A 20,791-nucleotide genomic window follows, 5' to 3' on the forward strand; every position below is an offset into this window, starting at 1 on the left:
GCTGACCGGTCGTTCATTATATGGGGATTTCTTGGCCCGCTCCTTCTCAGGTGTTACACTGAGCCACCCTAACCACTATGTATCGCCGCAACATCCAACATGTCCTCATTCCCCTGGCCGTAGGCCTGATTTTCTTCCTGGCCTATCAGCTGTATTTCAAAGCCCTGTGGGTCACCGTACCGGTTGCGCACACACCCGCCCAGGCAACCGGCGAGTTAACAGAGCCGCGCACGGCCGGATTGCAGGCTGAGCCGCCTCCGACCGAGGAAGAGATCAAACAGGTTCGTGGGATTGACCCTACTATCGTTCCAGAAACCGATTCCAGCCAGCTCCTGGAAGCCATTCGCGATGAAATTGAAAAGAAGCAGCTCCCTGTTGCTGAACGAAAGCTGATGAGTCTGGCCCCGTCAGTCCTCGCCGATGCCAAAGCGAAGCCCTACGTCGCGATTCTCTGGAACAATCTCGGGCTGGAACAGGAACGGATCGACGGAACCAAGGTGTCCGTTAAAGCGTTCAAGAAAGCCGCCGCACTCGACAACAGCAATCCGATCATCCAATTGAACCTGGCCCACGCCTATTGGGAACTGCGCGATCCGGCTCTCAATCAGGACTTTTTGATCAATCTGATCACCCTCGCACCAAACGAGCCTTTCCCGCATCTCGCAATGGCGGATCTGCTCTACGAACAGGACCAGCTGACAGAGGCGACCAAGCATCTGACACAGGCAACGGAACGGGCCGGCAAAGATCCGCGCGTCCAGTCCTATCTCTCGACCGTCACGGAGAAAGTACGCCATACCGACGCGGTGGAATCCCGCATGAATGCCAGAAGTAGCAGCCACTTCCTGGTGAAATACAACGGAGCGGAAGATCACGGCACCTGGACGGTGGTACTGGAAATCTTAGAAGAGGCCTATCGCGAAATCGGGCAACGATTCGGCCATTTCCCCGCCAAACCGATCGTGGTGGTCCTGCACACCAAAGATACGTTTCAGACGGCCACCGGCAGCCCGGCCTGGGCCGACGGCCTCTACGATCCGACGCTCGGCCGCATCCAAATTCCGACACAAGGCGCCACCACCGATACCAAGTGGCTTGCCAATGTCCTGCGGCATGAATATGTGCATGCCCTTTTACATGATCGCCTGGAGGGCCAGATCGGTTTGCTGCCGGTGTGGCTCAACGAAGGGCTGGCCATGCAACTAGCCGGTAGTGCCTGGCCGGACCTCGATCAGGCCATGCCGAACGGCGGCTCAGTTCTGCACTTGCGCTACTTGGAAGGGGGATGGGGACAGATGCCGAACGACGTGGCGACCCTCGCCTACCTCGAGGCCAATTCCGCGACGCACTATATGATCGAACGATTCGGCATGAGCCGCGTCGTCGATCTCCTGGATGCCTTTAAGGGAAAAGCCACCGTGGCAACCGCCCTGCAGGATAAGCTTTATCTCTCCTACGATCAGTTTCACCAACAGTGGCTGGATACGTTCCTGCAAAAGCGCGGCTAGCCGTCACTCGCTTAGACCCACTCTTCCCGTAGTGGTCGTCCTGCTTGGCCAGACCAGGTCGGCAACTGCAGCGCCTTCTCCTCCACGACTTCTGATTCAGCGACGTCTTCGGCTTCCGTCTGAGCAAATTGATCTTCCCAGAGAATGTGGCGCCCTTCGTCCTCGGACATCCGGATCCTGAAATCAAACGAGCGGCTGAGTTCCGGGTTATCACGATCCTCGCTCACACGGCGATCGGCGATACGTTCCATCCTGGCGCGGTTGTTTCCATCCGTTGAAAACTCGTCTTCCCAGACCAGTCCGCCTGTTTCAGGATCAAGCGCGCGGAGCAAAAAAGACGGTCGAGGAGACGCAGACGACATCTCGCGGACTCGGGTCACTGTCGCGCGCCTCGGCACCAGGGTCGAAACCAACTGCCCCGCACTCTCTGCATCACGGGGCGTCAGATTCAGGTTTCCTTCCCATTGAAACTTTCCGGTCGTCGCGTCATAGACACGCAGCACGAAATTGGAGAGGTCCGTCGCGCCCGGGCCGACCCCGCCTGCAAAGATTCGAGCTTGCGACTGCGGTCCGTTCGTCGCGTGTTCTTCTTTCACATTCAACTCATAGGTGTCATCCGAAAGCACTTCGCCGCTCTGCGGGTCGTAGATCTTCACGGTGATCGTCGAGACGTCCCCGACCTGATAGCCGAACCCGGCCGCGACAATCCCCGCTTTGACTGGAGCCACCTCGGCCCACGCCAGCGACGGGCCGAGCAGGATACCGACAAGAACCCAGGCCAGGCTTTTTATGGAATGCCGCAGACGGCTGGACGAGTGGAGCTTCTTCACTGGAAGCTTGGGAGACATGGCACCGGTTATTGACTGCAGAAGACGGCTGATCCAAGAAATGATTGGCATGGCCCCTCCGTGATGTTGGGGTCATTCTGCCTGCGTCGAACCCTCCTCGTATATTCCCCACTGTGGGAGGATTCCCCTCGAAAGAGGGGGGGGAATGGGCCGAAGAAGCCGAGAACAGGCGACGCTCATGCGTGAGGATTTACAGCGCCAAACAGGCGATAGCGATGTCGGGCGATCCAACGATAGACCCGTTCAGCCAAGCTTCGAGCGATGGGGGCTTTCACTATCCACCGGACGAATGTCCCACCTGGGAGGCCGTGCATCAACGGAAGGAATGCGTCAAGGCCTTGCGATACCCCGCCTGCAGGGCTGATGAGATAGGCCATGGACGGAGGGCCTGGCCGATACTGCGCCCCCAATGCGCTGGCCGCTTCCTGACTCTCGTAGGGAATCATCTGAACTCCTATTCCCGCCCGGTCGAGGCGCTCCTTGGCGGCAACACAGAGCCGGCAATGTGAATCATAGATCAGCAGGCTGGTATGCAGAGAATCTCTCGGACAGGCAGGCAACGGCTCTTGCATGATGCGAACAGGCTATCACCCAGAGATTTCGCTCATCAAGGCGCCGTTGTCGCTGCCGACTGAACAAGCTATAGTGACACCATGATACGCCCATGGGGATTGATGATCAGCTTGATCGGCCTCACCGCCGTCGGCATGGCGACTCTGTTTCTCGTGGGTCAGCCGGACCAGGCAGAGCCCAGCCGCTTCCTCATCGGGTTTCTCGTTGGCATCCCGCTGTTCATGCTGGTCGTAGTGCGCCTGGGGTATCGATGGGCGCTTATGGCGAGTGTGATCTATGGAACCGTGGGATTGGCCCTGGACTTGTCGACGATCGTGCAGTTGATTACGAAAGAGCAACCGACCGTCGCTTCGCTGACGGCCAACGGGTTCAGCGGGATTTTGAACTTTCTCGTGATTGCCTTCGGCGGACGCGCGTTCTTGGACGTGCCCCAGGCGCCACCGCCTCCAGGATCCCATCCTCCCAATCCTCCGTTTCCGGCTTCATCCGCAACACCCTAGTCGTGGCGAATCCGGCCTTCTTGAGCCAGGCACTCGTCTCCTTCGCCGAATACGTATTGCCCTCTTCCGTGAAGAGCAGCATCGACACGGCAAAGAGACTGGCTTCGGCAGGATGGAGGCTTTCGCGATCGTGCAGAAACGCATCCTGAATCAATAGACGCCCGCCGGGATTCAAGGCCGCACGCGCGCGCCGAAAGATGACACGATTCGTAGCCGGTGAATAGATGTGCAGCACATTCGAATACCAGATGACATCGTACGTGCCCGGGATGTCCTCCTGCGTGAAATCGAGCGGCACATAGCTGAGTCGAGGGCCCGCCTTATGCGTCGCGGCAATTTCCCTCGCCACCTCGAGGGCCGCCGGTCGGTCGCCGACGGCGGCACGCAAACGCGGGTGTTTGGACAGAAAGGCCATGGCATAGGTGCCCGGTCCGCCGCCGAGATCGAGCAACGTCGTCGCCCCGCGCAAGTCCACTTGTGCGGCAATCTTCGGCGCCGTCTCCAACGTCCGATAATGCATGGCCCAGGTGAATCGTTGGCGATAACCCGGCTCTTCCGGTTCATCCTGATCCAACGGACGGCCTGATCGCACGGACTCGTCCAGGCGCGCCCAATCCTGCCAATGGCTCGTCATGAGATCCAGGTAATCTTTGCGATAGGCCGGATCTCGGGCATTCAATGCCGTCGCCGCCAGCCGGCTATTACGGTAGATCGGTCCGGCTTTCGTGAGCAGGCCGGACATCGCCAAATTGCGGCAGAGGATCGAGAGTCCCCGCTCGCTCATAGCCACGGCCTTCGCCAACTGAGGGATCGTCCAGCGGCGCGTGCCGATCTTCGTAAAGAGATCCAACTCCAACGCCGTAAGGAGAATGCGCGGCAACCGATAGGCTGACACCGCATCACGAAATTCATTGAAACTGGTGATGCGCGGCTTCACGAGGCTCCGCCGATTTGCCGCAAACACCACCGCATAAGATCCTGCACCTTGGACGGATTCGTGACATCGACCGGACGCGCAAAGGTCGCCGCCACGAACTCGTCGTTCATTTCCGTTTCCTCGGTAAATCCGGATTGCAGAAGCAGCGCGCGATACTTCCCGACCGCCGGCTGAATAAAATACTTCGCCTGCTTCGCCACTTCGTCCGTCCCGAGATCCTCCGGCGTCCCGTCGGACATCAACGCCATGACATCGTCCATCGCGATCCCGTACTGGCAGAGCACGGCGCCCTCCGGCTTGACCTCAAGTAACCAGCCGTCGGACCCGAGATCCATCGCGAGGGCGCCGCCCGGTTCCAATTCATAGAGTTGGGGAAACGCCTGCGTCAGCGCCGTACGGAGCTGCAACCAGGCAGACACAGCCGGATCACTCATGCATGCGACTCACGATAGGGAGGAGTCGGATCGGTCTCCGCCAGCCTGGCACGGAGCCGTATCAGACGATTCGTATTTTCTTCCAGCTTCGGCAGCTGATATTTGCGGTCCATATGCACGACGAGCTCGAGAAGATCCGCCGCTTCCTGCAACCGGCCTTGTTCTTCATAGCACTGCGCCAGCACAAACCGCGCCCCGCCGGTCCGCAGTTCGTCACGAGACCGTTCAGCGATCGACTGGCTGGTCTGGCAACAGGCGATCGCATCGTCGTAGCGTTTCTGGAGCAGGAACGTCCGGCCGATCATCCGCCAGGCATCGGCCACGCCGCCTTGATTCCCCAAGCGCCGCATCAGTACGAGCGAGTGCTCATAGTATTGAATCGCCTGATCGAATTGACCGTTCTCGCGCGCGACCAAGCCAAGATCCGAGAGCAACACCGCCTTGGCCGCTTCATCATGGGTCTTGGTCAGGAGATCCAGCGATTCGAGATAGTAGGCACGGGCACGATCCCATTCCCCGGCGTCGGCGCGCAGATTGCCCAGATTCCCGAGCGTCGTCCCGATGCCCTTCTCGTCGCCGAGAATCTTTTGCAGCTCCAACACTTCTTGGTAGTACGTCTGCGCCGAGTCTCGCCGGCCGCTGACCGCGCAGATATTCCCAAGATTTCCGAGCGTCGCGGCCATCGCGCGCTGATCCCCGGTCATCCGGTCGCATTCCAACGCCTTGGCGTAGCAGGTGTAGGCTTCCGTATAGAGGCCGCGCGCGAAATGCTCGTTCCCCTGGCGATTCAATTCTTCGGATAGCCCGTTTCGTAATGGCATAGGGACATGTCGCTACTGCAGCGCCTGCTCCAGAATGGGTTTCGCCCCGGTCATGATCGAGGTGCCATCGCCGACTAATACAGAATCGAACTCATACTTCAACAAGCGCCGTAACCCCTCTTTGGCCTTCTCACGATCGGCATACCTTTCGGCCGGCAGCATGGAAAGCGCGCCGGCCGGCTTCCCGATTAAGGCGTCACCAAGGATCAAGACGCCCTTCCGTTGTTGGATGAAGAGCGCGGACTCTCCGGGAGATTTCTGATCTTTGAGTTGAATCGCCCAGATCCCGCCGACCAGCAGTTCCCCGTCTTTAAAGGTCTTCGTCGGCTTGAGATCCATCTGCGGCGCGTCCGCTTCCGGGACATGGAGCTGACACTGAAACTCGTCCCGATAGCGGGTCGCTTCACGGAGATGGTCCCGATTCGTCACGATAATGTAATCGACGGGACCGTTGCGCAGCACCACCGCGCTCGCATCGCCGGTCATCGGCGGAGGGTCCACGAGAATCTTATGTTCGCCAACCGTCAAGAAGAGCCCATTGAAATCTAGCTGCTTCTCCTCGGAGAACCAGGACCATTGCCAGATACCGGGAAGAATGTTTTTCATAGATAGAAGCCGATGGCGCCTCGCCGATCACGGATGACAGGACGGGCTCACAGGGCGGCGACGGCGTCCTTTACGACTTTCGTAACCTTGGTCAAAATCCCGGCGTCATTGGGGAGATCCAGAATATCGTCTTCCGAAACCGTAATGAATTTGCGGTTCGGCCCTTTGGTGAGGGAGATTAAAAACATGCTGTTCGACGGAGTGACCGGAATCACCACCTGTACGGCCCCATCCACACCCTTGATCATATCCAGAAACTTCTGCTTCCCCGCTTCCATCTCATCCATGCATCATCACCCTTTTGCTCATCAGGCCCGCAGAGACATTGGATCCTGGAATCGCCTTACATCTTCGCAGGAGCCGCCAGCAACTTCTCAACCTCCACAACGATTTCGTTCGCTCCTGCAAGATCGATATCCATGTTGCCTACCCGCTGCCACCGGATCACTCCTGCCTGGTCGATCACATAGACATTCGGAATAAATTTTCCGCCACCATAGAGCTTGTCGGTCACTTTCCCCGGATCGAGCAAATAGGGATAGGTGACTTTCACGGGAAAAGCAGACAAGAACTCACCGACGTCTTTCTTTGAATTTCCCGACGAATTGACACCGACGACCGCTACATCTTTTCCTTTGGTCAGCTCTGATACTTTCTGAAGGTTTGAGCCCTGCATCATGCAGGGATCGCAGATATGGAACAGCCCGAGGACGATGACTTTCCCTTTATACGCATCCAACGATACCGTCTCGCCGGTAATCGCCGTCAACGTAAACGACGGCGCCTTCTCGCCCACTTTGAAGAATCCGGCCGCCAGCACCAGATGCGCCGCGAAGACCGGAAAGAGTAACGCACCGAATATCCACAGAGATCGCTTCATGAGAGCCTCCTTCGCCATCGATCGAACAACCGAATGAACGACGACAGCTATCCTACCATGCAGAATTTTTCAGGGGCAACGGCAGACAACGGATCCATCTGTTCTCGCCCCACACCCCAGCATTGCGAGAGAGCTCAACTCACCGATGGAAGAGGTGTCGAATCGAAGCCGGAGGAGAGAGCCAGCGTGAGAGCGTGTGGACAGGGCTGACGCCGCGAGCGAGCCAGTGCAACGACCGGCGCCAGCGGAACCACGCCGGCGCCGCATGAATCACGGGATCGTGACTCCGACACAAGGCAATCCCGTAGCGCCACCGCGCCTTCCAATCCTCCTGAAGTGTAAACAACAGCGCCCCGACGTCCTGATCCTCAATCCCCTCTTGCTGCTGTAGGAGGAGGCTCTTCGGCATGCGGTGGGCCAAACCCATGACATCGGAATCGGCCGCAATCATGTTCAGAATCTGCGGAGGAATAGGCGCATCCATGAGTCGATAAGACAACGCCAGACCGAGCAACAGGACCCGATAACATCTCCATTCCAGAGCGGTCGTGAGCACCCGCTTCCAATTCAGCCGTCCGGCACGGATGAGTCCGGCTACTTCCGTCACCAGACTAAGTTGTCCCCAAGCCTGATGCGCTCCATGCACGCAGAGTACGAGCAACGCTTCCTCCGGAGCCATTCCTTTAGTCTTCCGGCCGTCCAGCGAAACCGGCCTAACGCGGCCCCACACCTCCGGCCGATCAATAGGGAACTTCTGATGTGCATGTCTCACCGCCCACAGCAGTTCGATCTGACGCGACGTATTGCCGTGAAGGTAGACGAGCGGCCGCTCGCACGCACCGGCATCGACTGTGCGGTCACCCGCCCCTCCTCGCACAGCATAGCCCTGCGAGACCAACACTTGTTCTGCATTCGCAAGCTGGTCCCGACGCACAAGCGCAACCGGATCGGCGGGAGCACAGAGCGTGAGATCGCCGTAGATCATGGCGGCGAAACCTACGCCCCTGAAAGGAAGCACGGAGACTCCGGCCTCATCAAAAGCGCGGAACAGTCGAAGCAGTTCCCCCGCTCCGGCTTGATTCGCGGCTGCCGCCTCTTCCGTCCTCCGAATAAGGGCATCCAGATCCGCCGGAGGAATACGGTCGGCACACAGTTCGGTCAGCGTCCGGGAGAGCAGAGACTCGACCCCATGGCTCTTGGCCAACTCCATCAACAAGGGCCAATTCAAACCGGCTTGCGCCACCTCACGAATCCGGCGGCGGAGAGATTCAGGCACAGCGGCTCTGGCGCACCAGATGAGGAATTGGGCCTCCCGAAAGCGCACCGGGTTCACCCATCCAGCAGCCCCAACAGAGGGTGCCTTCCCATCGACCGGATGTCGGAGCGAGAATCCCACCGCTACGCCCTCCTCTCGAGCGAGCGCGTCACGCCGCGAAACGCGTTCACAAAGGGAATCCCGTAAAGCTTGGAGATAGTGGCAAACTGCCCGGAGTCTGCCCCTGGAATTCCGACGCGCAATACCTCCGGCTTGCCTGGGGCATACAGCGTGCCGAATAGCGCATCCCAGAGAGTGAACTTCACCCCAAAGTTCTTATTCCAGTGCCGAGGGTCAATGCTGTGATGGAGTTGATGATGCGCCGGACTCATCACCACCCGGTTCAACCAAGGCCCATAGGACATCCAGATATGGGAGTGCCGAAGATGAGTCCCCAGTAAGCCATAGAGAAATCCAAAAATACTCACGCCAAAGATCATCATGAACTGCCGGTCCCGACCAAGCACATTCTGAAATACCAGGGCCGATAGTCCGGCCACCGGCGCCTGAAGCACCACCGTGATCAGATTCTCAACCGGATGCACCCGAAATGCGGCCGCCGGTGTCAGCACCTCGGCGGAATGATGCACCTGGTGAAATGACCAGAGGACGGGATTGCTGTGGAGCCACACATGCGCCCAGTAATTGATCAGATCGGACAAGAGCAGAAACCCCATCGTCGCGGCGGCGATCGCCGCCGGGGACAATGACCCGGGAGGCTCCCAGCCCAATCGCTGGATGACCACCGCCGAGAGAATCTTGGCAGTCAGAAGACCGACCCCGGAAAAGACCGGGATCCAAATGAGAAAATTCAGCACAGTATCGACGGCCATGAAACGTAGATCCAGCAACGTGGACGGATGGCGATAGATGTGCGCCGGAAACGCATACTCGCGAAACGACTTGGCGCTCGTTCCTCCCTGCCGCATGGCGACATGATAGAGCCCCCACGCCAGTACCAGGCTGGAGAGCAGATAGGGCCAGGCCAGCCCGTTCGTAAAGTTAACGAACACCAGCGGAATCCGCTCAATGGCCTCTTGAAAGCTGGACCAGGAGCGGAATGACGCAAACACCGTCTCCCACACCCGTTCGAAGAACCAGCTGATCCGTTCAATCATGGCGACGACCTATCCCACAAACGATCATCAGGCACAGTCTCTTCTCTTCCCACGAGGCACTCTGAGGGGCAGCGGCTTGGGCATCACCGCCCGTTCAGGAACACCGCTAGACTGGTTGGCGGTTTTTCACCAACCAGTCTAGCCAGCGCACTCCTCGCACCTCCGTCACCAGAGGCATCGATTAGCTGACGCAGACGGCGTCCACCGCCTTCTGACACTGCTCCTTGTACTTCTGGCCCGTTACATCGCGCAGCAATTCATGCGCGACCAACACGGGCTCTGAGTAGGATTCCTTCTTCTGCTGCTCCATTGTTCTTCACCCCCTTTCGTTCCGCAAAGTCCCCCGTGCCTCTGCGGCTCACGGGAGCGGCGACCCTCTATCTGCCTTCAGCCTGCGTCGTCCTCTCGCTCCACTAACCCGCCTCAACGGAAGCGCGCTGCGTTCAAGTCATGAGCTGGCCCGTCCTCTCGAACTGGCCAGCTCATGTTTGCGAACAGCGATCCGAGCAACCCCAACTTAGAACAAGACGCCGTCGCTCTCCTTGCCAGCCTTGTCGCTGACCTTTTCCTTGTACTTCTGACCCGTTACATCGCGCAGCAATTCATGCGCGACCAACACGGGTTCCGAGTACGATTCCTTCTTCTGTTGCTCCATTCTTCTTCACCCCCTTTCCATCATTAAAGTCCCTCAGAACGCACGGCATCCTGAGAGCGAGTGAGCGGATCGGAGGCGAGGCTGCGCCGGATTCGCCCTCCGGCACGTTGAAACGGCCCGACATACAGCTTCCCGACTGTCGCAAAATCGTCCTTTTTTATGCCGACAAGCCCGAATCGAAGGCGTTCGTGGCGATCCGGCAGGCACAGAGTGCCAAACAACCAATCCCACAACGCAAACTTCACCCCGAAATTCTTGTTGTGATGCCGCGGATCGAGGCTGTGATGCGTTTGGTGCACGATCGGAGTCACCAGAATGCGATCCAGCAGGGGACCGTAGGAAATCGGAAGATGCGAGTGCTGCAGATGAAGCCCTGAGAGTCCATACATAAACCCCACGAGGCTGACCCCGAACATCGTCGTGACGGCTAAGTCCTGCGCAGGAAAGTTCTCATAAAAGACAAAAGCCAAGCCGATCACCGGCGCGCGCAGGATCGCCGTCACGAAAAATTCCAATGGATGCGCACGGTACGCTGAAATGGGCGTCAACACCTCAGCCGAATGATGGACCTGGTGAAAGGCCCACAACAGTGGGACTTTGTGGAGCAGCAGATGAGCCCAATAATTCACGAAATCGTGCAGCAGGTAAAACCCCAGCGCCGCGGCGAAGAGGGCGGGCACCGGCAAGGTGGCCGGAGGTTCCCACGCCAAGTATCCGATCAAAAACCCCTTCCCCATCTTCTCTGCGAGGACCCCGACGCCGGCCAACATGGGAACAAAGAGCAACACATTGAGCAGAGCGCTCACGAGATAGAAACGATAGTCCAGCAGCGCAGAGGGGTGACCGTACACACCGCGAGGAAACAGAAACGCCCTGAAGGAGGGGGCGGGCGGCACGTCGCGCTTCTTGGACACATGGTACGCCACCCCGGCAATCGTCACACTGGCCAGCACATAGGGCCAGGCCAGGCCGCTCGTGAGCCTGGTGAAGGTCCCGAGGACCTCTCCGATCGCTGCCGTGAAACTGTCCCAGGATGAAACGGCAGACAGGGAATACTCTGCCACGCGCTCCAGAAACCATCGTACTGCGTCAATCACCATCACCCTCTATCAGTTCTTGCACCACGTGAACGACGGAACCTGCCTTGTAATATCGGTGGGTTGGCCGACCGAAGCCGGCCAACCCACACTCGCGGCTACGCAGGCGATTCGTTGCCGACTTTCTCCCGCGCGTTCTTCACGGCGGACGCTCCACCCGTCACATCGCGCAGCAATTCATGCGCGACCAACACGGGCTCTGCGTACGATTCCTTCTTCTGTTGTTCCATTGTTCTTCACCCCCTTTCGCTTGTTAAAGTCCCTCATGACCAGGTGCGTCACGAGAGCGTATTCACGGTTTTCTTGCGCAGCACAATTCCCATCCTTACCGCTAAGCCCCCGCGCAGGCCGACTACGCCGCGGATCGGGCTTCAAGCAGCGGACGGATCAACGTGGGCAGATCGAGGATGTCCCGGCCGAAGTGGAGCCGATAGCAATCGACCTGCTGGACGAGTTTCGATAAGGCCTGAAACTCACGGCGGGCCACCGTCTGATCGTAGACCAGGAGGCCTTGCGGCATCAGGGCTTCTAGCGCGCGGCTCTTGGGCAGCGGTTCCAGACAGCTATGCGGCATATCGACGACGTGCGGGAACATGATCATGGCCGGCGTGCAGGAGCGGCCGATGGACTCGGCATAGAGGTCTTCAGACTGAAAGTGCTTCTTCTGAACCCCTTGTTTCAACAGGCCTGGTGGCGCATTGCGTAACTCAGGGAAAAACTCGATCGTCCGATCCGTCACATCGATCTTCATGGGAAAGGCCAGCAGTTCCATCTGCGTGCCCCGATCGCGCAGCAAGGGATAGTCGTCCGACAGGTACCGGAACCCCGAACGCAGGAGCGAGAGAAACGACGTGGTTTTCCCCTGGCCGCTATAGCCGGGAATCAAGATGCCTTGCCCCTCATACTCGAGCGCCGTCGCATGCACGGTATAGAGGCCGTTGCGCTTCAGCAGCTCAGCGAGCGCGAAATGGAGAAAGCTCGTCCGCACATCGGGATGCAGCGCATCGGGCTGAATGAAGTAGCCCTCCACCAGATTCCGGACGCCGTCGATCACCAGCACTCCCTGTTCATGAAAGTCGGCAATGAGCCGGTTCCCGTCCTGCACGATCTCGCATTGCCACAGCGGACGCACCGCATCCCCCAAGGAAGGCCGCTCCCCTGCAAACAACACCTTCGAGCCTGCTGACATCGTCACCGGCACCTCCGCTCGACTGGCAACTTCGTCAAACTGGATCGTCAGCACCGGCGCTCCCTGCGCCACGTCCGTCTGGAAATGCCGGAGGAAGGTAAGTGTCGGCTCGACAAATGCGGGAACGGACGTCCGAAACCGGAGATCGAGGCCATGACAATTGAAGAGATATTCGCCTGTCGTGATCGTTGCGCTCATTGCATCCCTCATTAGAGAAGTTGATTTCTTCATCATCCCCGGCCAGCCCATACGACCTGCGCGCCGCTCCCCTGCGTTCTCACACCTCTTCCAGGCTCAGCAGTCCTTCGTGACTCAGATGGGTCACGAGGGCGAATAGATCATCGGCGATCCGCTCCGGCGGAGCGTCGAACCGCCCGCACAGCGCCACGTGGATCGCCTGAAGGGATAGACTTCCGTTGCAGGCCTCCCAGATCGCACTGCCAACCCGATTCAAGGTGTAATAGCGGCCGGTCCCCAAGTGGAGCAACACCGTTTCGCCGTCCAGTGTCGTTCCCTGGACATCCTGATTGGGGCGCGGCACCGCCGACAGGAGGTCCTGACGGGTATCTTGCCGGCCACGTTCAATCTGCTGCTGTTCTCCTTCCGACAGGACGGCCCGAGCCGCTTCGGCCAGCTGCGCGGTCGTCGCGCTCCCCGCCGGCGAGGCTTGTCCGGGCTCGGACTCGACGGTCATATCCGGTCTCAAATCGGCGGTGATAAACGGCTGTCGCCCCATGATGACGCTCCCTTCGTTGTGACTCGACGTGTCCGTACGCCTTACGCCCGTCCGGCACAGAGCAAATCGGCCAAGGCATCGCCGATCCGCTGACCCGTATAGTTTTCGAAAAAGGTAAACCCCGGGCTGGTATTGACTTCGAAACAGTAGTAGGCACCATCCGGCGTCCGGCGAAGATCGATCCCGCTCAGGCTCAATCCCAGTCCCTTGGCGAGATTGAGACAGCGGGTTTGAACGCTCGGCTCCAATTCGACCGCTCGCATGGTGCGCTGCTTGTCCTCGCGCTCGGCATACCGGTAATCCGCCCCGTCCGACAGTACCTCCGTCGCGAACAATCGGTCTCCGACCGTGTGGACACGTAAGTCTGCGCCGGGAATGGTTTCTTGTAGTTGCACCGGGCAGGTCCGGATCTGTTCCAGGCGAGGAAAATCGGCCGGCGTGAGCGGCCGCACGATTGATCGCTCCGCGCTGATGGATTTGTAGATGACGCGCCCCTGACAGGCGTCATAGAAGCGGCGCGCTGCCTCCGGCACCATCGTCACCAGGGTCTTCGGAACCAGGAAGCCATACTGCTCAATCAATCGCTGCTGATAGGGCTTCGACATGTTCGTATGCCCGGCCTGGCGCCGGTTGACGACCAGGACCGGAAGGCTTTCGGCGAACTCCCACAGCGTCGTCGCCACCATGCGCTCGCGCGGCGTCGAGGCTGAACGGGCGCCGACTCCGCGGAGATACACGGCTTCAATGCTTGCCGCATCAATGACCCGCTGGCCAAGCCGAATGCGTCCCACCACCCGGCCGCCGTCGGTAGACCAGGAGACATCCCAATCCTGTCCGTCCGACTCCGGATGGACCAGCATGAGGTCAGCGTTCCGGACTGCAAGTCGGGCACACACGTTCGCGAGCACCGGATCGGCCATCGGCCCCATGAGAAGAATCATGATGCGAAAGACTCCTGAGTTCGGAAAGATGTTTGAGCAGATGTTCTACGATCTGCTGCTGGGCATCCTGCGGACAGCGCCAGAAATTCGGCGCACTGCTGACATCGAGACACGCGATTCCCCCGTCATGGGTGATCACAATCTGGCACTCGGCGAAGCTGAGCCCCAATGCGCGCACGAGACGAAGGCACTGCGCGGCATGAGCCGACCGCACCTCCATCGGCTGCGGCACGGCCTCACTGGGACGAAGCACCGTGGCGACCACTTCTTCTCCAACCACATAGACTGTCGCCTGTTGCCCCGGTGGAATCGCTTGGAGTGATACCGCCTGCTGCTCCATGACCCGGCGGATCTGCTCGCCCCCATCGTGCGAATGGAGAAACCGCCCCGGCTCGACCGACCCCAGCGGCTTGAGATAGGCCGACTCGCCCCAGGTCATAAATTGTTGCAGCGCATCGGCCTGGCTTGACGTGCAGCGAGACGCCGGAAGGATAAATCCATGATCCTGAGCGAGCTGCGCCAGCAATGGGCTCCCCGAAAGGAGCGTGGGCCTCCCGCCGGGCATCGGTCGGTTGACCACGGAACAGGGCATGGCATTCAGGAAGGCCAACCAGGCCGCCGTGGCTTCCTTCGTCACATATTGGCCATCAGCGTCCGAGAGCCCTTCAAGATCCAAACGGAGAGGGAAAGGGAGGAGAGCGAAAATCCCGGTCAAATCATCGAGGGGAATCGTCCGGCCGTCGATCTCCAGGAATCCTGGAACGACCGCCTCTCCGCCCACGACCGGCCAATCGAGCAGGATCTTATCCAGAAGTTGCACGGGCTCCACCCAGAAGACATCTCCACCCGTCCGTTGGGCCTCCCGATGGACCAACGTCGCCCAGGGATCGGTCGAATCGGCAAGAATGAGAATCACTGAGGGTGACTCCTCTCCGGCGCCTAAGATGGTGGAATGGCTGCTTCGGATACAGTAAGGCGCGCCACGTCTTCGAGAAGAGTAACCCCGGCCTGACGTTCTGCCTAGATCACTAGAAGCGGGGGCCTCCCCCTACGGAGGTCCGTCCGTAGCACTACGTACGCCGGAACATTTGGCCGGGAGGGTAAACCGCAGGCACGACACAACAAGCCACGCTATTCAAGTCTGCCAAAGGAAAGAAGCGATCAAGGGGGAGAGACTATTGGTAGTGTTGCGCTTGGGTGAGGAATAACGAGGCATAGAGGCCTTGGCGGCTCATCAAATCATCATGCGTTCCCTGTTCCACGATCTGACCGCGATCCACGACGAAAATCCGGTCGGCCATTTTCACCGTGGACAACCGATGACTGATTAAAATCGCCGTCCGTCCTTGTGCGAGTTCGTGGAACCGTTCGAACAGCTCCGCCTCCGCCTTTGCGTCCATGGCACTGGTCGGTTCGTCGAGAATCAGGATCTGGGAATTGCGGAGAATGGCTCTCGCCAGCGCCACCTTCTGCCATTCCCCGATACTCAGCTCATGCCCCCCGTCGAATAACTTACCCAACAGGGACTCGTAGCCCTTCGGCAAACGCTCGATGGCCTCATGGACCCCGGCCTGCCTGGCCGCCTGCACGACCATCGGAAGCGCGACATCCGGCGCGTTCACCCCCAACGTGATGTTGTCTTTGGCGGAAAACTGAAACTTCACAAAGTCCTGAAAAATCCCGCTGACCGCCCCGCGGACATCGGCGATGGCATAGTCACGCAGGTCCGTCCCGTCGATCGTAATACGACCGCTCGTGGGATCGTAGAGACGACACAACAGCTTCACCAGCGTGGTCTTCCCTGCGCCGTTGGCTCCGACGAATGCCACATGCTCGCCGGGCTTGATCGTAAAGGTGAAGTCGCGGACGGCCACCCGTTCTTCGTGGGGATATTGAAACGAGACCTGCTCGAACGTAATTCCCTGCCCGAGCGAGGCAGGAAACGGTCGAGGCTTGACCGCTTCGGGCAATTTCGAGCGAATCGCCAGGAATTCGTTCAGCGTCGTCAGAAAAAGATTGCTCTCATACAAATTCGACACACTCCAGCCCAGCCCTTCGAGAAACCCCGAGGCCCGCTGAATGGCCTGAAAGAACATGACCAGGTCGCCCACAGTCAGGAGCCCGTGAAACGTTCGCACCGCCACGAAACTGTAGACCCCGAAGACTCCTACGACCCCCACGATCTGCGCAGCCAACCCGGCAAACGCCCATCGCCGCTCTAGAGCGACCCGCTCCCGACGCAGCACCGTTCGCGCATCGCGGAACCATTCCCGCAACCGGGGGCCCAGGTCGAACAGACGCACCTCTTTGGCCGCGGTGGCCTGGGTGAGCAGCATGTTGACGTACCAGGCCTTCCGTTCCAGCGGCGTGCGCTCGCGCTCCCAGGCAAACAGCCGATTGGACTGTTGCAAGCGGACAAAGAAATACGGAATCGCCGTCAGGGCCAGGACCGGAATGACCGCCCAATGCAACCACCAGAGAATGCCCGCCATCGCCAACAGCGAGATGCCATCCTGGAAACATTGCAAGAGCGCGTTGAGAATCGCGGTGGGACGATACGGCGCTTCCTGCTGCGCTCGATGCAGCGTATCTTGGTACCGCGCGTTCTCGTAATACTCGAGGTCGACCTCGACGGACTTCGCCTGCAGCAGCGCATGCATATGATCGGTGACGACTTGGGCATGGATCCTGGAGATCAGGGAGGATACAACTGTGAGCATAGCACTGATCACTGCAGCCCCTGCCAGGCCCGCAAGAATTGTCGTGATGGGGGTCAACGAGGCATCCTGCGCGGGAGCCTTGAGCCCCTCCGTCACCGCATCGATCAACAGTTTGGTCAGATACAGCACGGCCAAGGGAAGCACCCCCTGGATCACCCGTACGACAATACTGCCAACTGCGAGACTCGGACTGCTCTGCCAGACAAACGAGAGGGCATACCGCAGTGTCTGGAGAAAGGGACGTATGCGGAACAACAGGCTATTCATGGAAATCGCTTGCGTATGGACTCATATCAGATCGCCGCCGTCGTCCCCTTCCGGGGGCGCACTGGCGGCGCCTGCTCACGGTTGACCGGTTGATCGGGCGGGAACGCATAGGTGACGGTGAAACGCTGCCAATGCTGGCCGGGCTCGTGAAACGGCTGACGATCGAGCGTCAGCCAGGCATGGCCATCGAGTCCGGACCCGTCCTTTCTGACCCCGCAATGAAACGACACCGGATACCCTGATCGTGTGGCGAACCAATACAACGCCAACGACCGGGGAAAGCAATTTCCTTTCGCATTGTAGGGAAAGAGTTGGAGCCAGCGGTCCACATAGTAGACGAGGTCCTCGAACCGCGACGAATCCGGCGTCCCGGAGAGCGCGCCAGGGGCCAGCCGCTTCAGCACAGCCGGAAGGTTCTCGCCGCGCAGTCGGAGACGAATCCGGGACACGATCACCGCCACCTGCAGCAGCATCCAATATTTTCTTACGACTCGCTTCATCGCGGGCTCACTGGAAGAAATCGCCCGGCACATTCCAGCCATCGCCGCCGCACCGGACCTGCCGGAGAGGTCGCCCAGCCTTCGCCGAACGTGGAAGAGTGACGGCCCGACCTGAATCGGCTCGACGACACCATCAGCCTCCGTGCTCCACCCACCGATTGATCGCGCCTCGAATTGAAGAGGGAACCAGATTCCTTACCGCTCGCTGGCACGGCCGAACGAGATGAGCCAATCGCGCGAGCCCCCCGCCACGGGAAAACCAGCGTGGCGGATTCTCCACTATTGAAGAGCCGTCCCGGCACAGCACCAGGCCGAATCGACACCGTTCCCACCAGGTATCTTTCAACGTCAAGTAGAACGCCACGGCCTGCTCCTCAGTGACGCCCTCTCGTGGACTCGCCAAGAGACTAGCCGGCATGCGTTCGGACAACATCCGGACATCGGCATCGGTCGAATAGCGGGCAAGAATAGAGTCCGGGATGGGCGCATCCAGCACACGATGGGCCAGCGCCAATCCCATGTGCATCAATCGCTGGCAATGCCAGGCCGTTGCATTCGCAAAGATCCGCTCCCAATCAAGGTCCGGGTGTGAACGGAGCACTTCGGCGACATCGCACACCCACTTGAGCTGCTCCCAGGCATGCTTCGATCCATGCACGCAGAGAAGAATCAGAAGCTCCTCCGGCGCCAATCCTTGCACGGTCGAATTCCCCAGCCGCACCGGCGACCGATGCGCCCAGAACTCCGGACGATCCAGTTGAAAGGCAAAATGCTGATGCGCCATCACCCACTGAAGATCGACCCGAAACAGGCTGCGCTTCTTGATAAACACATGATAGGGCCCCTCTTCGTGCTCCGCTTCCGCAGGGTCTGTCGACGGATCTTTCCGTTCATAACCCTGGGCGATCAACACGGCTTGCGCGGCCCCGATCGCAGATTCGGGAATCAGGAGATCGAGATCGCTGAAATCGCGGAGCGTCAGATCGCCGTAAGCAGACACCGCTAGCGTCGCGCCTTTGATCGGCACGACCGGCACGCTGCGCGCGGCAAATGCGTCACACAGACCTCCCAGCTCCTGGGCGAGCGATCGATTCAGCATGGCACAGGCTTGCGTCTTTTGACGCAGCTTCGTCAACGTATCGGCCGGCACAAGAGCCGGACAGAGGGTCGACAGATTCCGGTGGAGCAACGGAAGCACACCGTGATAGGCGGCGAGGTCCAGCAGTAGTCCCCAATCAAGAGGCTCCTGGACCCGCGAGCAGATGCGCGCGCGCAGGTCCTCGGTGACGCATGTTCGGGCGCACCAGACCAGCAGCTCTCCTTCAGGCGACCAGGGAAACTGTCGCGGTTCCTTCATCGCCCCTTCTCCAGCAACGGAGTGATCAGGTTCGGCAAGTCCAGAATATCGCGACCGAAATGCAGGCGGTAACAATCGACCTGCTGCACGAGTTTGGCCAGCACCTTAAATTCACGCCTGGCGACCTCTTGATCGTACACCAGCAGGGCTTGCGGCAAGAGCGCTTCCAAGGCCCGGCTCTTGGGAAGCAACTCCAGGTGGCTTTGCGGCGCATCCACCACATGGGGGAAAAGCACCAGGGCCGGCTGGCAGCGCTCTCCGACCGCCGTAGGATAGAGATCTTCGGCGTAGAAGAATCGCTTGGGCACACCCGGATGGAGTACCTGCTCTGAGGCCGCTCTGAGTTCCGGAAAAAACTGCACCGTGGCGTCCGTCACATTGATCTTGATCGGAAACGACAACACCTCCACGTGGGTCCCCGAATCCTGGAGGAGCGGATGGTCGTCAGATAGATAGCGGTAGCCCGAACGGAGCAAGGAGATGAAGGAGGTGGTCTTCCCGCGCCCGCTGTTGCCGGGAATCAAAATGGCTCGGCCGTTGTGTTCCAAGGCCGTCGCATGAATCGTATAGAGCCCGCGCCGCCGCAGCAGTTCGATCAGCGCCAGGTGAAACAGATATTCAATGAGATTCGCGGGCAGGCGATCGGGATTGATCAGATACCCCTCGGCCCGGCTCTGCGCGCCGTCGATCACCAGGACCCCGATGCCATGAAACTCCGCGATCAGAAGCCCCTGATCCAGGAGCACATCATAGGGCAATCCGGTGGCTCGCCGATCCCCGACGGCCTCGCCGGTACCGGACGCCAGCTTCCTGGCCGATGCAGAAATCGCGAGAGGGACCGCGGCCCGATCCTGCACCTGGTGAAAGCGAATAGCTAGATCCGCGTCGGCTTCGAGCGCATCATCCCGACGAAAATGCCGCAACAACTCGCGCACCGGTTGCGCCAGAATCGGCACATCCGTTTCATATCGGACCGATGTCCCATATAGTGAATACCGAGAGTCAGCCATGCTCATTTCTACCATGTCCTCAGGATTCAACCGACGTATTTCGCGCTCTCACCCGTCGCCGCAAGGAGACGGGCCGGCCTGCTCATTCAGCGGGCCGGCCCCTTCACGTTAGTCGTTATTCCACCATCGGCGCTTCTTATTGTCATCGCAATTGTAGCCTGATTGACCCGCCGTAATATCGCGCAACAGTTCGTGCTTCACAATCACCGGCTGAACGTAGGACTCTTTTTTCTGTTCCATCGCGTTGTGGCCTCCTCAATTTTGAATATAGGCTGGCCAATCCCTGTGAACCGGCCAGTCCACTGCCTATCTACTTATCCTCACACTGCCGACAGATCACCTGACCTGACTGGCCCGCCGTGATGTCGCGCAGCAACTCGTGCTTCACGACTGCCGGCTGAACATACTCTCCTTTCTTCTGCTCCATTTACTCTTCACCTCCTTTCTTGTTGAAGTAACCCTTCTTGAATCAATTCATTGACCAACGCCACCAGATCATCGAGGGCTCGCTCTGGCGCCACCTCAAACCGGTCACAGATGGCCGCATGAATATCGGCCATCGTGCTCTGCCCGGCACAATGCTCCCAAATTACGCTCCCCAATCGATTCAATGTGTAGTAGCGCCCGCTGCTCAGATCGAGGAGGACGGTTTCTCCATCCATCGTCGTGCCCTGCACGTCCGGGTTCGGCCGCAGCACGGTGCGGCTCAACTCATTCCGGTCGATCGAAGACCCTGTCGTAGGCGGCAATATTGTCGTCGATGCTAAGTCGGCCATGGG

General features: G+C 59.3%; 25 protein-coding genes. 1 reads left to right on the forward strand and 24 read right to left on the reverse strand.

Annotated features, from left to right (window positions below):
* Window positions 1–77 precede the first annotated feature (77 nt).
* Complete coding sequence (locus Q7U39_19140; GenBank protein MDO9120074.1) at window positions 78–1,508, forward strand: hypothetical protein; 1,431 nt, start codon at window positions 78–80, stop codon at window positions 1,506–1,508.
* Between the two features lie 11 nt (window positions 1,509–1,519).
* On the opposite strand, the gene Q7U39_19145 is transcribed toward Q7U39_19140, so the two are convergent.
* From Q7U39_19145 to Q7U39_19260, 24 genes are all read right to left on the reverse strand, one after another.
* Window positions 1,520–2,407, reverse strand: coding sequence for a hypothetical protein (locus tag Q7U39_19145; GenBank protein MDO9120075.1), 888 nt, complete (start codon window positions 2,405–2,407; stop codon window positions 1,520–1,522).
* A 125-nt stretch (window positions 2,408–2,532) separates the two neighbouring features.
* Window positions 2,533–2,928, reverse strand: coding sequence for a DUF393 domain-containing protein (locus Q7U39_19150; protein MDO9120076.1), 396 nt, complete (start codon window positions 2,926–2,928; stop codon window positions 2,533–2,535).
* Window positions 2,929–3,298: 370 nt separating this feature from the next.
* Entirely contained in the window at window positions 3,299–4,366 is a 1,068-nt protein-coding gene (locus tag Q7U39_19155; protein ID MDO9120077.1) for a methyltransferase, read from the reverse strand.
* Window positions 4,363–4,800, reverse strand: a complete 438-nt coding sequence (locus Q7U39_19160) for a hypothetical protein (GenBank protein ID MDO9120078.1) — start codon at window positions 4,798–4,800, stop codon at window positions 4,363–4,365. Before Q7U39_19160 ends, Q7U39_19155 begins: the two co-directional genes overlap by 4 nt.
* Window positions 4,797–5,621, reverse strand: a complete 825-nt coding sequence (locus tag Q7U39_19165; GenBank protein ID MDO9120079.1) for a tetratricopeptide repeat protein — start codon at window positions 5,619–5,621, stop codon at window positions 4,797–4,799. Before Q7U39_19165 ends, Q7U39_19160 begins: the two co-directional genes overlap by 4 nt.
* A 12-nt stretch (window positions 5,622–5,633) precedes the next feature.
* Window positions 5,634–6,227 (reverse strand): hypothetical protein, encoded by a 594-nt coding sequence (locus Q7U39_19170; protein MDO9120080.1) that lies wholly within the window; start codon window positions 6,225–6,227, stop codon window positions 5,634–5,636.
* 47 nt (window positions 6,228–6,274) lie between these two features.
* On the reverse strand, window positions 6,275–6,514 hold the full coding sequence (locus Q7U39_19175; GenBank protein ID MDO9120081.1) for a hypothetical protein: 240 nt from the start codon (window positions 6,512–6,514) through the stop codon (window positions 6,275–6,277).
* Window positions 6,515–6,570: 56 nt separating this feature from the next.
* Entirely contained in the window at window positions 6,571–7,107 is a 537-nt protein-coding gene (locus Q7U39_19180) for a TlpA disulfide reductase family protein (protein ID MDO9120082.1), read from the reverse strand.
* A gap of 139 nt (window positions 7,108–7,246) precedes the next feature.
* Window positions 7,247–8,503 carry a nucleotidyltransferase family protein gene (locus Q7U39_19185; protein MDO9120083.1) on the reverse strand — a complete coding sequence of 419 codons (1,257 nt, stop codon included), beginning with the start codon at window positions 8,501–8,503 and terminating at the stop codon, window positions 7,247–7,249.
* A gap of 2 nt (window positions 8,504–8,505) precedes the next feature.
* Window positions 8,506–9,540, reverse strand: a complete 1,035-nt coding sequence (locus Q7U39_19190; protein MDO9120084.1) for a sterol desaturase family protein — start codon at window positions 9,538–9,540, stop codon at window positions 8,506–8,508.
* 181 nt (window positions 9,541–9,721) lie between these two features.
* Window positions 9,722–9,850 (reverse strand): hypothetical protein, encoded by a 129-nt coding sequence (locus Q7U39_19195; protein ID MDO9120085.1) that lies wholly within the window; start codon window positions 9,848–9,850, stop codon window positions 9,722–9,724.
* Between the two features lie 207 nt (window positions 9,851–10,057).
* Complete coding sequence (locus Q7U39_19200; protein ID MDO9120086.1) at window positions 10,058–10,195, reverse strand: hypothetical protein; 138 nt, start codon at window positions 10,193–10,195, stop codon at window positions 10,058–10,060.
* A gap of 23 nt (window positions 10,196–10,218) precedes the next feature.
* The gene (locus tag Q7U39_19205) at window positions 10,219–11,295 is read right to left on the reverse strand and encodes a sterol desaturase family protein (GenBank protein ID MDO9120087.1); all 1,077 of its coding nucleotides are present in this window, start codon (window positions 11,293–11,295) and stop codon (window positions 10,219–10,221) included.
* A 95-nt stretch (window positions 11,296–11,390) separates the two neighbouring features.
* Window positions 11,391–11,522, reverse strand: a complete 132-nt coding sequence (locus tag Q7U39_19210) for a hypothetical protein (protein MDO9120088.1) — start codon at window positions 11,520–11,522, stop codon at window positions 11,391–11,393.
* A 122-nt stretch (window positions 11,523–11,644) separates the two neighbouring features.
* Window positions 11,645–12,679, reverse strand: a complete 1,035-nt coding sequence (locus tag Q7U39_19215; GenBank protein ID MDO9120089.1) for a hypothetical protein — start codon at window positions 12,677–12,679, stop codon at window positions 11,645–11,647.
* 79 nt (window positions 12,680–12,758) lie between these two features.
* Window positions 12,759–13,217, reverse strand: coding sequence for a PqqD family protein (locus tag Q7U39_19220; protein ID MDO9120090.1), 459 nt, complete (start codon window positions 13,215–13,217; stop codon window positions 12,759–12,761).
* Window positions 13,218–13,258: 41 nt separating this feature from the next.
* Window positions 13,259–14,158: a hypothetical protein gene (locus Q7U39_19225; protein ID MDO9120091.1), complete on the reverse strand. Its 900-nt coding sequence runs from the start codon at window positions 14,156–14,158 to the stop codon at window positions 13,259–13,261.
* Entirely contained in the window at window positions 14,082–15,074 is a 993-nt protein-coding gene (locus tag Q7U39_19230; GenBank protein ID MDO9120092.1) for a hypothetical protein, read from the reverse strand. Before Q7U39_19230 ends, Q7U39_19225 begins: the two co-directional genes overlap by 77 nt.
* Window positions 15,075–15,333: 259 nt before the next feature.
* A complete protein-coding gene (locus Q7U39_19235) occupies window positions 15,334–17,145 on the reverse strand; it encodes an ABC transporter ATP-binding protein (protein MDO9120093.1) in 1,812 nt (603 codons plus the stop codon).
* A gap of 26 nt (window positions 17,146–17,171) precedes the next feature.
* Window positions 17,172–17,645 (reverse strand): lasso peptide biosynthesis B2 protein, encoded by a 474-nt coding sequence (locus Q7U39_19240; protein MDO9120094.1) that lies wholly within the window; start codon window positions 17,643–17,645, stop codon window positions 17,172–17,174.
* Window positions 17,646–17,778: 133 nt separating this feature from the next.
* Complete coding sequence (locus tag Q7U39_19245; GenBank protein ID MDO9120095.1) at window positions 17,779–19,002, reverse strand: nucleotidyltransferase family protein; 1,224 nt, start codon at window positions 19,000–19,002, stop codon at window positions 17,779–17,781.
* Window positions 18,999–20,012, reverse strand: a complete 1,014-nt coding sequence (locus tag Q7U39_19250; protein ID MDO9120096.1) for a hypothetical protein — start codon at window positions 20,010–20,012, stop codon at window positions 18,999–19,001. The genes Q7U39_19245 and Q7U39_19250 overlap by 4 nt, the downstream gene beginning before the upstream one ends.
* Window positions 20,013–20,120: 108 nt before the next feature.
* A complete protein-coding gene (locus tag Q7U39_19255; GenBank protein ID MDO9120097.1) occupies window positions 20,121–20,252 on the reverse strand; it encodes a hypothetical protein in 132 nt (43 codons plus the stop codon).
* Between the two features lie 194 nt (window positions 20,253–20,446).
* Window positions 20,447–20,788 carry a PqqD family protein gene (locus tag Q7U39_19260; GenBank protein MDO9120098.1) on the reverse strand — a complete coding sequence of 114 codons (342 nt, stop codon included), beginning with the start codon at window positions 20,786–20,788 and terminating at the stop codon, window positions 20,447–20,449.
* Window positions 20,789–20,791: the final 3 nt, after the last annotated feature.

Origin of the sequence: Nitrospira sp. (assembly GCA_030653545.1) — a bacterium.
Lineage (GTDB): Bacteria > Nitrospirota > Nitrospiria > Nitrospirales > Nitrospiraceae > Nitrospira_D.

Excerpts from the sequence above, each read along its gene's own strand:
- Q7U39_19260 (MDO9120098.1), bottom strand. The coding sequence starts at position 20,788 with ATGGCCGACTTAGCATCGACGACAATATTGCCGCCTACGACAGGGTCT.
- Q7U39_19140 (MDO9120074.1), top strand. The coding sequence starts at position 78 with ATGTATCGCCGCAACATCCAACATGTCCTCATTCCCCTGGCCGTAGGC.
- Q7U39_19225 (MDO9120091.1), bottom strand. The coding sequence starts at position 14,158 with ATGATTCTTCTCATGGGGCCGATGGCCGATCCGGTGCTCGCGAACGTG.
- Q7U39_19165 (MDO9120079.1), bottom strand. The coding sequence starts at position 5,621 with ATGCCATTACGAAACGGGCTATCCGAAGAATTGAATCGCCAGGGGAAC.
- Q7U39_19215 (MDO9120089.1), bottom strand. The coding sequence starts at position 12,679 with ATGAGCGCAACGATCACGACAGGCGAATATCTCTTCAATTGTCATGGC.
- Q7U39_19250 (MDO9120096.1), bottom strand. The coding sequence starts at position 20,012 with ATGGCTGACTCTCGGTATTCACTATATGGGACATCGGTCCGATATGAA.
- Q7U39_19220 (MDO9120090.1), bottom strand. The coding sequence starts at position 13,217 with ATGGGGCGACAGCCGTTTATCACCGCCGATTTGAGACCGGATATGACC.
- Q7U39_19180 (MDO9120082.1), bottom strand. The coding sequence starts at position 7,107 with ATGAAGCGATCTCTGTGGATATTCGGTGCGTTACTCTTTCCGGTCTTC.
- Q7U39_19240 (MDO9120094.1), bottom strand. The coding sequence starts at position 17,645 with ATGAAGCGAGTCGTAAGAAAATATTGGATGCTGCTGCAGGTGGCGGTG.
- Q7U39_19145 (MDO9120075.1), bottom strand. The coding sequence starts at position 2,407 with ATGCCAATCATTTCTTGGATCAGCCGTCTTCTGCAGTCAATAACCGGT.
- Q7U39_19235 (MDO9120093.1), bottom strand. The coding sequence starts at position 17,145 with ATGAATAGCCTGTTGTTCCGCATACGTCCCTTTCTCCAGACACTGCGG.
- Q7U39_19205 (MDO9120087.1), bottom strand. The coding sequence starts at position 11,295 with ATGGTGATTGACGCAGTACGATGGTTTCTGGAGCGCGTGGCAGAGTAT.
- Q7U39_19200 (MDO9120086.1), bottom strand. The coding sequence starts at position 10,195 with ATGGAGCAACAGAAGAAGGAATCGTACTCGGAACCCGTGTTGGTCGCG.
- Q7U39_19190 (MDO9120084.1), bottom strand. The coding sequence starts at position 9,540 with ATGATTGAACGGATCAGCTGGTTCTTCGAACGGGTGTGGGAGACGGTG.
- Q7U39_19245 (MDO9120095.1), bottom strand. The coding sequence starts at position 19,002 with ATGAAGGAACCGCGACAGTTTCCCTGGTCGCCTGAAGGAGAGCTGCTG.
- Q7U39_19150 (MDO9120076.1), bottom strand. The coding sequence starts at position 2,928 with ATGCAAGAGCCGTTGCCTGCCTGTCCGAGAGATTCTCTGCATACCAGC.
- Q7U39_19210 (MDO9120088.1), bottom strand. The coding sequence starts at position 11,522 with ATGGAACAACAGAAGAAGGAATCGTACGCAGAGCCCGTGTTGGTCGCG.
- Q7U39_19160 (MDO9120078.1), bottom strand. The coding sequence starts at position 4,800 with ATGAGTGATCCGGCTGTGTCTGCCTGGTTGCAGCTCCGTACGGCGCTG.
- Q7U39_19195 (MDO9120085.1), bottom strand. The coding sequence starts at position 9,850 with ATGGAGCAGCAGAAGAAGGAATCCTACTCAGAGCCCGTGTTGGTCGCG.
- Q7U39_19255 (MDO9120097.1), bottom strand. The coding sequence starts at position 20,252 with ATGGAACAGAAAAAAGAGTCCTACGTTCAGCCGGTGATTGTGAAGCAC.
- Q7U39_19175 (MDO9120081.1), bottom strand. The coding sequence starts at position 6,514 with ATGGATGAGATGGAAGCGGGGAAGCAGAAGTTTCTGGATATGATCAAG.
- Q7U39_19170 (MDO9120080.1), bottom strand. The coding sequence starts at position 6,227 with ATGAAAAACATTCTTCCCGGTATCTGGCAATGGTCCTGGTTCTCCGAG.